The 11,796-nt window shown below is 69.4% G+C and carries 17 protein-coding genes; 3 read left to right on the forward strand and 14 right to left on the reverse strand.

All coding sequences use genetic code 11. The features are described from left to right. Positions 1-36 precede the first annotated feature (36 nt). Complete coding sequence (locus SLW52_RS14215; protein WP_320740617.1) at positions 37-1,044, reverse strand: NAD(P)-dependent alcohol dehydrogenase; 1,008 nt, start codon at positions 1,042-1,044, stop codon at positions 37-39. Between the two features lie 150 nt (positions 1,045-1,194). On the opposite strand from SLW52_RS14215, the gene SLW52_RS14220 reads away from it, so the two are divergent. Beyond that, on the forward strand, positions 1,195-1,581 hold the full coding sequence (locus SLW52_RS14220) for a helix-turn-helix domain-containing protein (protein ID WP_320740616.1): 387 nt from the start codon (positions 1,195-1,197) through the stop codon (positions 1,579-1,581). 224 nt (positions 1,582-1,805) lie between these two features. On the opposite strand, the gene SLW52_RS14225 is transcribed toward SLW52_RS14220, so the two are convergent. The 5 genes from SLW52_RS14225 to SLW52_RS14245 all read right to left on the reverse strand — a co-directional run bounded on the left by SLW52_RS14225 (position 1,806) and on the right by SLW52_RS14245 (position 5,186). Continuing rightward, on the reverse strand, positions 1,806-2,660 hold the full coding sequence (locus SLW52_RS14225) for a Crp/Fnr family transcriptional regulator (RefSeq protein WP_295923667.1): 855 nt from the start codon (positions 2,658-2,660) through the stop codon (positions 1,806-1,808). 215 nt (positions 2,661-2,875) lie between these two features. Then, positions 2,876-3,217 carry a RebB family R body protein gene (locus SLW52_RS14230; RefSeq protein ID WP_152237187.1) on the reverse strand — a complete coding sequence of 114 codons (342 nt, stop codon included), beginning with the start codon at positions 3,215-3,217 and terminating at the stop codon, positions 2,876-2,878. Positions 3,218-3,288: 71 nt separating this feature from the next. After that, positions 3,289-3,615: a RebB family R body protein gene (locus SLW52_RS14235; protein ID WP_043091830.1), complete on the reverse strand. Its 327-nt coding sequence runs from the start codon at positions 3,613-3,615 to the stop codon at positions 3,289-3,291. Between the two features lie 492 nt (positions 3,616-4,107). Then, positions 4,108-4,671, reverse strand: coding sequence for a hypothetical protein (locus tag SLW52_RS14240; RefSeq protein WP_320740615.1), 564 nt, complete (start codon positions 4,669-4,671; stop codon positions 4,108-4,110). 41 nt (positions 4,672-4,712) lie between these two features. After that, positions 4,713-5,186, reverse strand: coding sequence for a hypothetical protein (locus SLW52_RS14245; protein ID WP_048492052.1), 474 nt, complete (start codon positions 5,184-5,186; stop codon positions 4,713-4,715). Here SLW52_RS14245 and SLW52_RS14250 point away from each other — a divergent pair. Next, the gene (locus SLW52_RS14250; protein ID WP_295923671.1) at positions 5,170-5,619 is read left to right on the forward strand and encodes a hypothetical protein; all 450 of its coding nucleotides are present in this window, start codon (positions 5,170-5,172) and stop codon (positions 5,617-5,619) included. The two genes, SLW52_RS14245 and SLW52_RS14250, sit on opposite strands and share 17 nt — an antisense overlap. Before the next feature lie 52 nt (positions 5,620-5,671). Here the strand turns inward: SLW52_RS14250 and SLW52_RS14255 are convergent, their stop codons facing one another. The 6 genes from SLW52_RS14255 to SLW52_RS14280 form a co-directional block, all read right to left on the reverse strand. Next, positions 5,672-5,905: a RebB family R body protein gene (locus SLW52_RS14255; RefSeq protein ID WP_010343225.1), complete on the reverse strand. Its 234-nt coding sequence runs from the start codon at positions 5,903-5,905 to the stop codon at positions 5,672-5,674. 162 nt (positions 5,906-6,067) lie between these two features. Continuing rightward, positions 6,068-6,622, reverse strand: coding sequence for a sigma-70 family RNA polymerase sigma factor (locus SLW52_RS14260; RefSeq protein WP_320740614.1), 555 nt, complete (start codon positions 6,620-6,622; stop codon positions 6,068-6,070). 252 nt (positions 6,623-6,874) lie between these two features. After that, positions 6,875-7,144 carry a hypothetical protein gene (locus SLW52_RS14265; RefSeq protein ID WP_267103311.1) on the reverse strand — a complete coding sequence of 90 codons (270 nt, stop codon included), beginning with the start codon at positions 7,142-7,144 and terminating at the stop codon, positions 6,875-6,877. 680 nt (positions 7,145-7,824) lie between these two features. Next, positions 7,825-8,076 (reverse strand): hypothetical protein, encoded by a 252-nt coding sequence (locus SLW52_RS14270; protein ID WP_267092618.1) that lies wholly within the window; start codon positions 8,074-8,076, stop codon positions 7,825-7,827. Continuing rightward, complete coding sequence (locus SLW52_RS14275) at positions 8,073-8,351, reverse strand: hypothetical protein (protein WP_267092619.1); 279 nt, start codon at positions 8,349-8,351, stop codon at positions 8,073-8,075. The genes SLW52_RS14270 and SLW52_RS14275 overlap by 4 nt, the downstream gene beginning before the upstream one ends. An 18-nt stretch (positions 8,352-8,369) precedes the next feature. Continuing rightward, a complete protein-coding gene (locus SLW52_RS14280; RefSeq protein ID WP_267118071.1) occupies positions 8,370-8,522 on the reverse strand; it encodes a hypothetical protein in 153 nt (50 codons plus the stop codon). Positions 8,523-8,757: 235 nt separating this feature from the next. Between SLW52_RS14280 and SLW52_RS14285 the strand changes: the two genes are divergently transcribed. Further along, a complete protein-coding gene (locus SLW52_RS14285; RefSeq protein WP_267122163.1) occupies positions 8,758-9,849 on the forward strand; it encodes a sialidase family protein in 1,092 nt (363 codons plus the stop codon). An 83-nt stretch (positions 9,850-9,932) separates the two neighbouring features. On the opposite strand, the gene SLW52_RS14290 is transcribed toward SLW52_RS14285, so the two are convergent. Both SLW52_RS14290 and SLW52_RS14295 read right to left on the reverse strand, forming a co-directional pair. After that, complete coding sequence (locus tag SLW52_RS14290; protein ID WP_267122524.1) at positions 9,933-10,703, reverse strand: copper homeostasis protein CutC; 771 nt, start codon at positions 10,701-10,703, stop codon at positions 9,933-9,935. 14 nt (positions 10,704-10,717) lie between these two features. Next, on the reverse strand, positions 10,718-11,779 hold the full coding sequence (locus tag SLW52_RS14295; RefSeq protein WP_320740613.1) for a N(4)-(beta-N-acetylglucosaminyl)-L-asparaginase: 1,062 nt from the start codon (positions 11,777-11,779) through the stop codon (positions 10,718-10,720). Positions 11,780-11,796: the final 17 nt, after the last annotated feature.

Raw genomic sequence — 11,796 nt, forward strand, 5'->3', positions numbered from 1 at the left:
GCCGGTGCAACAGCACCGACCGCTCAGGCGTCTCCGTCAGATCGACAAGCACAACTTCCCAAAATGCTTCCCCGCCGCCTGATGCGCAAACGCATCGGCGATATCTGCCAGCGCAAACGTCTGGTCGACCACCGGTTTGATGCCGGTCGCGTCGAGGGCGCGGACCATGTCGCGCTGGTGGTGGCGGCTGCCGACGATCAGGCCCTGCAGGGTCTGGTGGCGTTGCATCAGCGCCACCGTCGGCACCTGGCCGGCAATGCCGGTCAGCACGCCGATCAGGGCGATGTGGCCGCCGATGCGGCAGGCCTTGATGGATTGGCCCAGCGTGTCGGGGCCGCCCACTTCGATCACCACGTCGACGCCGCGGCCGTTGGTGTAATCGAGCACCTTGGCCGCCCAGTCGGTGTCGCGGCGGTAGTTGATGGTGAAATCCGCGCCCAGCGCCTGCGCACGCGCGAGTTTTTCGTCGGAGGACGAGGTGGCGATCACGCTGGCGCCCATGTGCTTGGCGAACTGCAGGGCGAAGATCGACACGCCGCCGGTGCCGAGCACCAGCACGGTGTCGCCGGCCTTCAGCCGCGCGTCCACCACCAGTGCGCGCCAGGCGGTGAGCCCGGCGGTCGTCAACGTCGCCGCTTCGGCGTGGCTGTAGCCGCGCGGGGCGTGCGTGAACCAGTGCGCGGGACGAACGACGTATTCGCGTGCATAGCCGTCGACGCCGTCGCCGGGCACGGTGGCGAAATCGGCGATGGTCGGACCGCCATCCAGCCAGGTCGGGAAAAAGGTCGAGACGACGGCGTCGCCCACGGCGAACTCGTCCACGCCCTCGCCCACCGCCTCGACCACGCCGGCGCCGTCGGACATCGGGATGCGGCCGTCGGCGCTGGGCATGCGCCCGGTCACCACGCCCAGGTCGTGGAAGTTGAGCGAGCTGGCATGCACGCGCACGCGGAGTTCGCCGGCGCCCGGCTGGCCGGGATCGGGCAGATCGACGAGGCGGAGGTTCTCGAGGCCAGCGGGCTGGCGCAGGGTGATGGCTTTCATGGGCACGACATCCTTAGCGGAAAAGTGGCGAGTGGCAGCGCCGCATCGGTTGCAGCGAAACCGCATTGCAGGCATTGTCGGGATGCACTTCCTGCATCGCAAGAACGTACAATTTTCGCAGGTACTATCAATTTTGTAGGTACAACGACCATGCGTCTGAAACGTCTGGATGGCAAGAGCGGCTGCGCGGTCGAAGTCACGCTGTCGGTGATCGGCGGGGTCTGGAAGCCGGTGATCCTGTTCCACCTGCTCTCCGGCAAGAAGCGCTTCATGGAATTGACGCGCCTGGTTCCCAACGCCACGCAGCGCATGCTGACGCTGCAGTTGCGCGAGCTCGAGGAGGACGGCGTCATCGTGCGCCACGTCTATCCGCAGGTGCCGCCCAAGGTCGAATATGCGCTGACGCCGCTTGGCCACTCCCTCGCGCCGGTGCTGATCAGCTTGCGCGAATGGGGCGAGTCGTATCGCACCCGCGAGCTGTCGCGCGCGCCGGCTGACGCTGCAGAATGCGGGCATAGCGAGGCAATGGCGACGTGACGCTACGCATGCACACCTAGCAAAGCTGGCGAGCAGCCGCATCGCGGCCTTCTTGCATGTCGAGATCGGCAGCCATCGGAATCAATGCGCACTCCTGACCGGAGTGCGTCGCGTCTGCCAGCCACCGCGTTGCGAGGCGCGGACAGAACGTTCCATCAGTTGAGAGCAAGTGCGGCGCGCAATCGGCACGCGCAGGCACGCAATCTCGTGCTGCAGCACGCACGTCACTCGGCGCGGCGATCCGTCCACGCCGCACACGCAGCGCGCGATGGCAGGTCCTCGCCGTCCGGTGACGGCATCGCCGGGCCCTGCAGGTTGGCCTTGGCATACAGCGCGCCGAGGTCGTGCACGCGCAACAGGTGGCGGCGGCGGCTGACCAGGCCGCTGCGCACCCAGCGCTGCAACTGGGCGTTGAGTTTGGAGCGGCTGGCGTTGAGCATCGCGGCGAGGATGCTCTGGTTCGGCGGCAGAGCGATCGCGCCATCGCTCCCGTGTTGCGACGCCTGCAGTTCGAGCTGGCGCAGCACGTAGCGCGCCAGGCGCACTTCCAGGCGGTGCAGGCAGATGCTTTCCAGGCTGTCCAGGGTCTGCCGCAGGCGCAGGCGCAACAGGGCGTGGATGCGCTGCTGCAGCAGCGGTGGGTCCAGCAGGACGTTGAAGTGGCGCCGCGGCAATTTCAGCACCACGCTGGCGCCGAAGGCGATGGCGGTGAAGCTGCGCCCGTGCGGTTCCAGCAGCGCGGCCTCGTCGACCAGCCCGCCGGGCTCGACCGCGCCGACGATCAGTTCCTGCCCGTCCGGGCCGTACAGCACCTTGTACACGCGACCGCGCACGACCACGCCGACGAAGCTGCTGGGGTCGTGCTTGAAGAACAGCACGCTGCCCGCGCCGAGTACGCATTCGCTGGCATGGGCCAGCAGGTCGTCCAGCACCGAGTCCGGCAGGCCCTGGAACAGCGGCGCGCACTCGAGCAGGCGCCGATGCGCCTGGCCGGCGTTGTCCGCGCAGGCAGCGTCGCCATCGTGGTCGCGCACGATACGCTCGATCGCCTCCGGTTGGACGCTGGCTGGAACCTCCATACTCCCTCTTCTCGGACGCAGGACGTACGACGCCGGGCGTCGAACGCGCCAGGCCAGGATGGAGGACCGGTGCGTACGCCAGGCACGGGTGGGCAATGGTGCAGGCGAGGCGCGCGCAACGCGCGGCCTGCGGGGTGTCACGGATGATGGCATCGACCGTCGCGGCGAGGAACGGCGAGACCCGACGGGTTCGCCGTTCCGGACCGGTGCGCGACTCAGAGGCCGGCCGGCTTGCCGCTGCGGAAGGCCTGCAGCACGGTCATCAGGCTGGTCAGGTTGTCCGACACGCCGGTCTGGGCGATCTTCTCCGACGCACCCGCGGCGGCGGTGGTATCCAGGCTGTAGATCTGCATGACGCCCTGGTTGTTCGCCGCCTGCGCCAGCGTGTTCTGCTGCTGCTGCGAGGCGACCGCGTTCTCGTACAGGATGCCGCTGGAGTGCGCCAGGCTCTGGTAGATCGAGCCCATCGCGAAGGCCGGCGCCTCGCCGATGACCTTGACGTTGGACTGGGTGACGGCGTCGGTGATCTGGTTGTTGACTGCGGTGGGATAGGCCATGGAACGGTCCTCGTTGGGAAGGAAGGGCGTGGCTAGCGCCGCTGCCCTGCAGCGGCGTTAGCGCGCGTGGCTCAGGACTGCTTGAACGCGTTGAGCACGGTCAGCAGGCTGGTGAGGTTGTCGGAGACGCCGGTCTGCGCGACCTTCTCGGTGGCGCCGGCAGCGGCGGTGGTATCCAGGCTGTAGATCTGCATGACGCCCTGGTTGGCTGCCGCCTGCGCCAGGGTGTTCTGCTGCTGCTGCGCGGAGACGGCGTTCTCGAACAGGATGCCGGTCGAGTGCGCCATGCTCTGGTAGATCGACGCCATCGCGAAGGCCGGCGCTTCGCCGATGACCTTGACGTTGGACTGGGTGACCGCATCGGTGATCTGGTCGTTGACCGCGGTGGGAAATGCCATGTGTTCGCTCCTGGGTTGGGGTACGGCCCACGCCGTACGATCTCTGAAAACGGGACAGTGCAGAACCTGTGAAACCGTGTGCGGCGTTTGTCTCGCCAGCCTCGCCGCGATGTGCGCGCGACGAGGGAACATCGGCCACGATGCGCCGCGACCTCGGCCGATGCGTGTTGCGACTGCTGCGGGGCGTGTTCTCTCGCGACATCCGCCGCCATGCAATGCGATCCACCAGCACGGCAGGCGAACGCGCTCCTGTCCTCGACGTGGCATCAGGCTGTCTCACTGATGGCACACAGCCACCCGCGCCCTGCATCGGCACGACGCAGCCCTTGGCGCGCGCCGCAAGCACGTCATGCGCGTACCGAACGCATCACGCACGCGACCGCACGCCACGGCCGCGATGCTGTGCCACGCACGCGTGCGCGTGCAACGACACGCGCACGGCGGCGCAACTTCGCGCGGACACGCGAGGGCGCCGCCGTGCGATGGAACGGCTCAGGCAGCGGGAGGCGGCGATGGCGCTCCCGGCTCCGCCGCCGGCGCATCCGCGATGAGTCCCTGCGCGCGCGCCGCCTCGACCACCGCCTGCATCTGCTGCGCCAGGCTGCCGAACTCGCGCTCGAAGCACGCGCGCACTTCGGCCTGCACGAGATTGGCCAGGCGATCGGCGATCTGCGCCATCACCATGTGGTTGCTGCCGCCCTCGCCGCTCTGCGTTGGCCGCAACTGCCCCGGTCGCAGTTGATCGAGCGCGTTGGCGGACTCGATCGCCTTGAGCACCGCCGCTTCGCTGGCCGCGGTGGCGCCGTTCAGCGCCCCCCGGCTGTTCTGCATCGTCTGCTGCATCTGCTGGATCAAGCCTTTCACGCGCTCGCGCTCGGCATCGATCAACGACGGCGAAGCGCCAGCCGTTTCGGCGGCAGGCACGGCCGGCGGTGCGGCCGTTTCCGACGCGAAGCGCCGCAGTTGCTCCTCCTCGAGAGGAAGTAGTGGGCGACGCAACCAGCTCTCGGCGAACTGGCGCAGCGTGGCGAAATCGGATGCTTGGTTGTCTTGCATGGTGCTCCCCTGTGCGTGGTGAAACCGGTGGTGCGAACGGCCTACGTGGACGCGGACTTGCGGCCGCGCATCAGGTCCGCGTACTTGGCGATGCTCTGGTCGATCTTGTCGATGGCGAAGCCGGCCGATTCGGCCTCCAGCGCGCCGGCGGCGGCCGCGACCGCCGCAGCGGCACCGACCAGCACGTCGGTGGCCAGCACGCCCAGCGCATCCTCGGCGGCTTGCTCCAGCTTGTTCTCGGCCAGGTTCTCGGTCATCTGCTTGAGCAGCACGCCCTGGCTGGCCAGCGCCATCTTGCTGACGCCGTCGAAGTACACCGCCGCCGATTGCGCGATCAGGCCCGAGGCCTGGCTGATCAGCATGTTCGAGCCGACCACGATCTGCGACGGCGCATAGGCCATGGTCTCGGCGTTGCTGAGCTGCACCGCCTGCACGATCTTGCTGTTGAGCGCGTCGCTGGCCGGCCGCGCCGCCGAGGCCTGCGCGAGCATGTGCGTGTTGAGCGTCTTCAGCATGGATTGCGGTGGCGGTGGCGGCGACACCGGCGCGGCGGGCGGTGCGGACGGCGGCGAGGCGCCTGCGCCATCGCCACCTGTCGCTGGCGCGGCGTCGGCGGCGGACGCGGCGGAAGCGGCGGCGCTGGGCGCCGCTGCGCCTGCTGCAGCGGCGGGCGCGCTGTCACCCTCGCCGGCCTCGCTGCGCGCCGGCGCCGTTGCCGACGCGGAACTCGCCGCAGCCGGTGCGGCAGCCGTGGTGTCACCGGCCGCTGCCGATGGCGATGCATCCGTGGTCACCGGCGCCGTCGACGGTGCCGTCGCGGGCACGTCAGGCGTCTGCGCCGCAGCCGCGGCGGATGCAGGCGCCGATGCCGTGCCGGCCGGCGTCGCGGCGGCCGTCGGGGATCCCGGGGTCTTCTTGCTTGCGAAAGGCCACATGCCACTCTCCTGATGGATGGATCGGTGCCCGCGTCAGCCGCCGCGGCGCGGGCCACGGCACTGCATCACTTCTCGCCGATCGCCATGATCAGGGCCACCGCCTTGGACACCACGGCGTTGGAGACCTGGTTCAGCGCCTGCTGGCTGTGCACCGCGTTCTGCAGCGCCAGCCCGGTGGAGTGGCTGGAAACCTGGTACAGCGAAGCGATCGCCTGGGCGGGCGCCTCGGCCACCACCTTGACGTTGGTCTGGGTGACCGCGTCGGTGATCTGCGAATTGACGAGCGTGTTGTCTGCCATGAGCCTGGTTCCTTGGTATGTCGCCTGCCGGGGAGGCGCCGCGACGGGGGTGGCCTGGGCCGCGCCCCGCCGCGGTGCCCGCGATGCCGCGGCCCTGTGCGGCCCGGCGTGGAGGGAAAACGCCGCCGTGGGCGGCTTGTGAAACCGCGGCAGCCGGCCTGCTCATTCGGCCACCAGCACCAGCCGCAGCCGCTTGCGCAGCAGTTCCACACGCTTGCGCGCCAGCGGCTGGTTGATGTGCAGCAAGTTGGCGATGGCCGGATACGGCAACTCCTCGACGAAGCGATAGGCGAACAGCCGGCGCTGCTCCCGACTCAGCGCCGCCACCGCCGTCACCACGCGCTCCATCTGCTCCTCCAGTTCGGCGCGTTGCAGGGCGGTCATTGCTTGATCGGCCACGGCGTCCACTTCCTTAGCCTCGGAGGGACGGTCCAGTGGCTCGCCACCGCCGCGGCGGCGCCGCACCAGGTCCAGGAACACGTGGCGCAGCACCACGAATAGGAATCCCTGCGGATCGGTCATCGCCTCCGGCGAGCGGCGCATGAAAAGCAGCGCCTTCACCGCGGTATCCGAGAGCAGATCCTCGGCCGCGTCCGCGCGCCCGTTGGCCAGACGTAGCGCGCGCCGCCGCAGATCCGGCAAGCTGGCGCGCCAGGCGCGGGTGAACATCTCGTCGGCCTCGGCGAATCGCGCGGCGGTCACGCCTGCCTTTTCCATTGCCATCTCCATCGCATGCTCCGAAATCCCCTTGTGCGGCGAGTCTCTGTGGGGGTCGGCGGCAATAGCTGTTCCCTGGGTGACAACGGCGGCGACGAGACACGCACAACCGCGCGGAAGATGGCGTGCGCCTGTGCTTTGTCTACGCACGCATACGGCAAAAGCGGTTGTGCGGCGGTTGTGTGCGCCAGTCGCGCAAAAAAAAGGGCCCGCTGCACAGACAGCGGGCCCGGTTCGTGCGTCGCGATCGGCTCAGCGCAGCAGCGCGACCTGCGCCTCCGGCACCGTATTGTCGCGCAGCGCGTGCGGCGCCTGCTGGATGTCCGCCGTGGCATCCGCTGCCGGAGGTGGCGGCACCCGTGCTGGCGGCGCGCTGCGGGCATCCCACGATGGCGCCAGGGCCACCGCGAGGCACGCCAGGGTGACGCAGAGGCCCTGACGCAGGCGCGCCCACCGTCGCAGCCGCCTGCGCCGTTCGAACCGCACCGGTCGGAATCCGGATGCCTCTGCGCTGTCGGGCATGGCCTTGCTCCACGATGACGGAACACCCCGGCCACCTGGCCACGCCGCTTCAGCGAGACGGCGCAAAGCTCGGATGGAGGGCGACGACCGTGTAAACGTGGCGGCGGCGGTGCCGTGAACGCGGATGGCGCCGCACGCCGCTGCGTGCGCGATCCAGCGTGTGTGTCCTCTTCTCGCCGCGGCCGCTTCGAAGGCTGCCGCGCTGCAGCTGCGCCGGCGATAGCATGCGATGTCACACCATCGAACGAAGTTGTGCAGTGCAGGCGATCGTCGGAAAGACGCGCGCCACTCGGTGGCTTCCGGATCAGGCGAGCGCGACGTGGCCCCTGCGCCGCACCCGGCTCCACGCAGGCGCTGCTGCATTCGGACCTGTTGTTTCTCTGCGAGCGCAAGCTGCAGCCAATGGTCGTAACTGGCGACGAACTACAAAAATGCCGCATGCGCACGCGGTGCACGCCTGCAGATCGGCGCGGCTGCGCTCGTGCTTCAGGACCAGGTGCTGCCGTACCCTCACCCCCGACCCCTCTCCCGGGGGGAGAGGGGAGGTGCGTCGCCGCCGCGTCCGGAACCACTGTCCTGCACGACGACGCTCTCGCCGCAAAGGCAGCGTATCGCGCCAATGAAAAAAGCCGCACCCGGCATCGCCCGGCACGGCTTCGGTTGCAGGCCGCAGGCAGGGATCAGCGCGCAGCGGCAGCGCCCACGTTGAACAACTGGAACTCGCGGATATGCGCGGCGTCGACGCTGGACAGGATGTTCAGGCGCACGCGCGAGGCGGTGACCGCGGGGAAGTGGTCGATCTTCATGTGGCCGATCGCCTGCGCCTGCGCCACCTTGAACCAGGCGCCGTCGCGGAATACTTCCACCGCGTACTTCTGCACCAGTTGGCCGTCGTTGAGCCATTCCATCGAGAGCGCGGTGTCGAAGGTCACCGGCTGCTTGAATGCAGTTCCAGGGTGGCGTGGTGCGAGCCGTCCGGTGCGCTCCAGAAGGTGTCGCGGTCGCCGTCCACCGCCGCGGCGATACTGTCGTCGCTCTTGAGCCGGCCGCGCACCAGGTTGCGATCGGCGCCGTAGCGCGCCCGCAGCGCCTGGCCCATTTCCTCCAGCCGCTTGACGTCGGCTTCGGGCAGCAGGCCACGCTTGTCCGGGGCGATGCCCAGCACCAGTTGCCCGCCGCGGCCGACGCTGTCTTCCCAGATCTGCACCAGGCTCGTCGACGCTCTTCAGCGTCTGGCGCTGTTCGGGTGCCAGAACCACTGCAGCCTGCGCAGCGGCGTGTCCACCTCGATCGAGCGCCAGCGCAGGTCGCCGTGGCGGTCGATGGTGTTCCAGTTCTCGCCCTCGATCACCCCGGCCGCGTTGCCAACCCAGCGCACGCCGCCGTACTCGAACAGCGCGGTGCCGGCGAAGACTCGGCGAGCAGCGGCGGCGCGGCCAGCACAGTCAGGCCGAATGCGGCCAGCCGGCGGGGCGGAGAGAGCGGACGGTCCGGCCTGGCGGATCCGCGCAATCGTCAGTCGGGCAGGCAGGCGGCGCTACCTGTGGTGTCAGCACATGGTATTTAATTGATGATAAATAGGTATGCCCATTTGCGGGCCAGGACCGTACCACATGATGTCGCCTTCGCTGTTTCCGTTGCTGTCGCTGTTCGCGGTGCGCGCCATCGCCGGTCCGGCCGCCGTCGCCCCACCGCAGGCGCCGCCCTCACCCATCGTCTACAGCGAATTCATCAACGCGCAGGCGCCGACCGCGCAGTGCCACGCCTCCACCCTGGTGGAAACCCGCGACGGCCTGCTCGCGGCGTGGTTCGGCGGCCGCCACGAGGGCGCCGACGACGTCGCCATCTGGGTCGCGCGTCGCGACGCGCACGGCTGGCAGCCGGCGCAGCGCGTGGCCGACGGCGCGCAGCCGCAGCGCAAGCCGTTGCCGACCTGGAATCCGGTGCTGTTCCAGCCCGCGCAAGGGCCGCTGCGGCTGTTCTACAAGGTGGGTCCGGACCCGAAGCGCTGGTGGGGCATGCAGACCACGTCCAGCGACGGCGGCCACCACTGGTCCACACCCGAGCGCCTGCCAGACGGCATCCTCGGCCCGATCAAGAACAAGCCGGTGCAGCTCCCCGACGGCCGCATCCTCAGCCCCAGCAGCAGCGAAGACGCCGGCTGGGTGGCGCACATGGAATGGTCCGACGACAACGGCGCGCACTGGACCCGCGGCCCGGCGATGAACGACCCGGCCAGGATCGGCGCGATCCAGCCCAGCGTGCTGCTGCACAAGGACGGCCGCCTGCAGGCGGTGGGCCGCAGCCAGCAGAACCACGTGTTCAGCACCTGGTCGCGCGACAACGGCCGCACCTGGGAACCGATGACCCTGCTCGACCTGGCCAATCCCAATTCCGGCACCGACGCCGTGGTGCTGGCCGACGGCCGCTCGCTATTGGTCTACAACCCGACCGAGGCCGGTAAGGACTGGTGGGACGGCCGCGGCGTGCTCGCCGTGGCCCTGTCCGACGATGGCCAGCACTGGACCCGCGTGCTGACCCTGGAAGACAGCCCCAAGGACGAGTTCTCCTACCCCGCGGTGATCCAGACCCGCGACGGCAAGGTGCACATCAGCTACACCTGGAAGCGCACGCGCATCAAGCACGTGGTGCTGGATCCGAAGCGGCTGGGAGTTGGGTCAACGGCGCCTGCCCGCGGCAGGTGAATCTTGCTCGGGACCCGGGACCCGGGACCCGGGATCGGGGACCCGGGAAAGCAAGAGCAAAGCGCTGCCGTAGCAGAGACAGATCAGGCTGCGGGATGCGGCGTTCCGGGTCCCGGGTCCCTGGTCCCCGGTCCCGGCTCCTCCAGCAACGCCACCATCCGCCGCACCCGCGCCACATCGGTCTGCATGCGGTCGCCGCCGAGGCTGCGCACATGCGGATGCGGCGACGTCGCCCGCGACGCCAGCGGCCCACGCGCCGAGCCATGAAACTCGCGCGCCCCGGTGCGCGCACGCAGCTGCGCCAGGTTGGCCTCGGTGACGCCAGCCCCCGGCATCACGCTCAGGCGCGTGCCGGCCTGCTGCACCAATGCGGCGATCAGGTCGGCGCCCTCTTCCGCGGTCTCGCGCGCACCGGAGGTCAGCACCCGCTCGCAGCCCAGCGCAATCACATCCTCCAGCGCACGCCGCGGATCGGCACTGACATCGAAGGCACGATGGAAGGTGACGCCGAGCGGCCCGGCCGCGGCGATCAGCTCGCGCATCGTCGCCGTGTCCACCTCACCGTCCGCGGTCAGCGCGCCGAGCACCACGCCGTCGCACCCCAGGCGCACGCATTGCTCCACGTCGCGACGCATCGCCTCCACTTCGGCGGCGTCGAACACGAAATCGCCGACCCGCGGACGGATCAGCACGTACAGCGGGATGCGCAACCGATCGCGCACCGCCGCCAGCGTACCGAACGATGGCGTCAGCCCGCCGCCATCCAGGCCGCCGCACAGTTCCACCCGCATCGCCCCGCCATCCTGCGCGGCCAGCGCCGAGCCGATCGCATCGGCGGCCACTTCCAAGCCCATCGGCACCATCGCGCTCATGCCGCCGGCGCCGCGAAATGGCTCTGCCCGGGCAGCAGCAGATCCTGCCGCTGCGCATCGCAGACCGCATAACTGAAACCGGGCTGGATCGCGAACGCACCGACCTCGCCGCGCTTGTTCATCGCCAGGAACCCCACCTGCAGATCGCGGGTGAGTTCCGGCTTGCGCCGCACGATGCGCATCACCACCTCGCGGCAGGCCTCGGCCGGGCTCTTGCCCTGCCGCATCATCTCCACCACCGCGAAACTGCCGACGTTGCGGATCACCTCCTCACCGACGCCGGTGGAGGTCGCCCCGCCCACCTCGTTGTCCACGTACAGCCCCGCCCCGATGATCGGGCTGTCGCCGACCCGGCCGTGCATCTTCCAGGCCATGCCGCTGGTGGTGCAGGCACCGGACAGATTGCCGTGCGCATCCAGCGCCAGCATGCCGATGGTGTCGTGGTTGTCCTTGCCGCCGGGCAGCGTGCCGCGGCGATAGGCACGGTTCTCGATATTGGCCTCGGGCGCGTAGTGCGACGTCTTCAGCCACTCCTTCCACGCCTGTTCCGACTCAGGCGTGAGCAGCTTGGTGCGCTCGAACCCCTGCGCCAGCGCGAACTGCAGCGCGCCATCGCCGACCAGCATCACATGCGGCGTCTTCTCCATCACCCGCCGCGCCACCGAGATCGCATGCACGATGTCCTCCAGCGCCGCGACCGACCCGCAGCCGCCGGTGTGATCCATGATGCAGGCATCCAGCGTGACCCGCCCATCGCGGTCGGGATAGCCGCCCAGCCCCACCGTGTGATTGTCCGGATCCGCCTCCGGCACCCGCACCCCGGCCTCCACCGCATCCAGCGCCGCTCCGCCGCGCGAAAGTACCTGCCATGCCGCCTGGTTGGCGGCGACCCCGAAGTCCCAGGTGGAGATCACTCGTGCTGCGCCCTGTGGCAAGGGGCCGACGCCGGTCTTGGCCGATGCCTTGGCCGCGGCGCGCGCACCCGGCAGCACACCGCCCAATCCGGCGGCCAGGGCGCCGAAGGCGGCGGTTTTCAGGAAGTGGCGGCGTTGCGGCATGGGAGGCTCCGGTGTGG

Source organism: Xanthomonas sp. LF02-5, from assembly GCF_034105325.1.
In the GTDB taxonomy this organism is placed as follows: domain Bacteria; phylum Pseudomonadota; class Gammaproteobacteria; order Xanthomonadales; family Xanthomonadaceae; genus Xanthomonas_A; species Xanthomonas_A sontii.

What these genes read in the sequence shown, in the direction of transcription:
- SLW52_RS14215 (WP_320740617.1), bottom strand. Translation starts at nt 1,044, where the DNA reads ATGAAAGCCATCACCCTGCGCCAGCCCGCTGGCCTCGAGAACCTCCGC.
- SLW52_RS14220 (WP_320740616.1), top strand. Translation starts at nt 1,195, where the DNA reads ATGCGTCTGAAACGTCTGGATGGCAAGAGCGGCTGCGCGGTCGAAGTC.
- SLW52_RS14225 (WP_295923667.1), bottom strand. Translation starts at nt 2,660, where the DNA reads ATGGAGGTTCCAGCCAGCGTCCAACCGGAGGCGATCGAGCGTATCGTG.
- SLW52_RS14230 (WP_152237187.1), bottom strand. Translation starts at nt 3,217, where the DNA reads ATGGCCTATCCCACCGCAGTCAACAACCAGATCACCGACGCCGTCACC.
- SLW52_RS14235 (WP_043091830.1), bottom strand. Translation starts at nt 3,615, where the DNA reads ATGGCATTTCCCACCGCGGTCAACGACCAGATCACCGATGCGGTCACC.
- SLW52_RS14240 (WP_320740615.1), bottom strand. Translation starts at nt 4,671, where the DNA reads ATGCAAGACAACCAAGCATCCGATTTCGCCACGCTGCGCCAGTTCGCC.
- SLW52_RS14245 (WP_048492052.1), bottom strand. Translation starts at nt 5,186, where the DNA reads ATGCTGAAGACGCTCAACACGCACATGCTCGCGCAGGCCTCGGCGGCG.
- SLW52_RS14255 (WP_010343225.1), bottom strand. Translation starts at nt 5,905, where the DNA reads ATGGCAGACAACACGCTCGTCAATTCGCAGATCACCGACGCGGTCACC.
- SLW52_RS14260 (WP_320740614.1), bottom strand. Translation starts at nt 6,622, where the DNA reads ATGGAAAAGGCAGGCGTGACCGCCGCGCGATTCGCCGAGGCCGACGAG.
- SLW52_RS14265 (WP_267103311.1), bottom strand. Translation starts at nt 7,144, where the DNA reads ATGCCCGACAGCGCAGAGGCATCCGGATTCCGACCGGTGCGGTTCGAA.
- SLW52_RS14285 (WP_267122163.1), top strand. Translation starts at nt 8,758, where the DNA reads ATGATGTCGCCTTCGCTGTTTCCGTTGCTGTCGCTGTTCGCGGTGCGC.
- SLW52_RS14290 (WP_267122524.1), bottom strand. Translation starts at nt 10,703, where the DNA reads ATGGGCTTGGAAGTGGCCGCCGATGCGATCGGCTCGGCGCTGGCCGCG.
- SLW52_RS14295 (WP_320740613.1), bottom strand. Translation starts at nt 11,779, where the DNA reads ATGCCGCAACGCCGCCACTTCCTGAAAACCGCCGCCTTCGGCGCCCTG.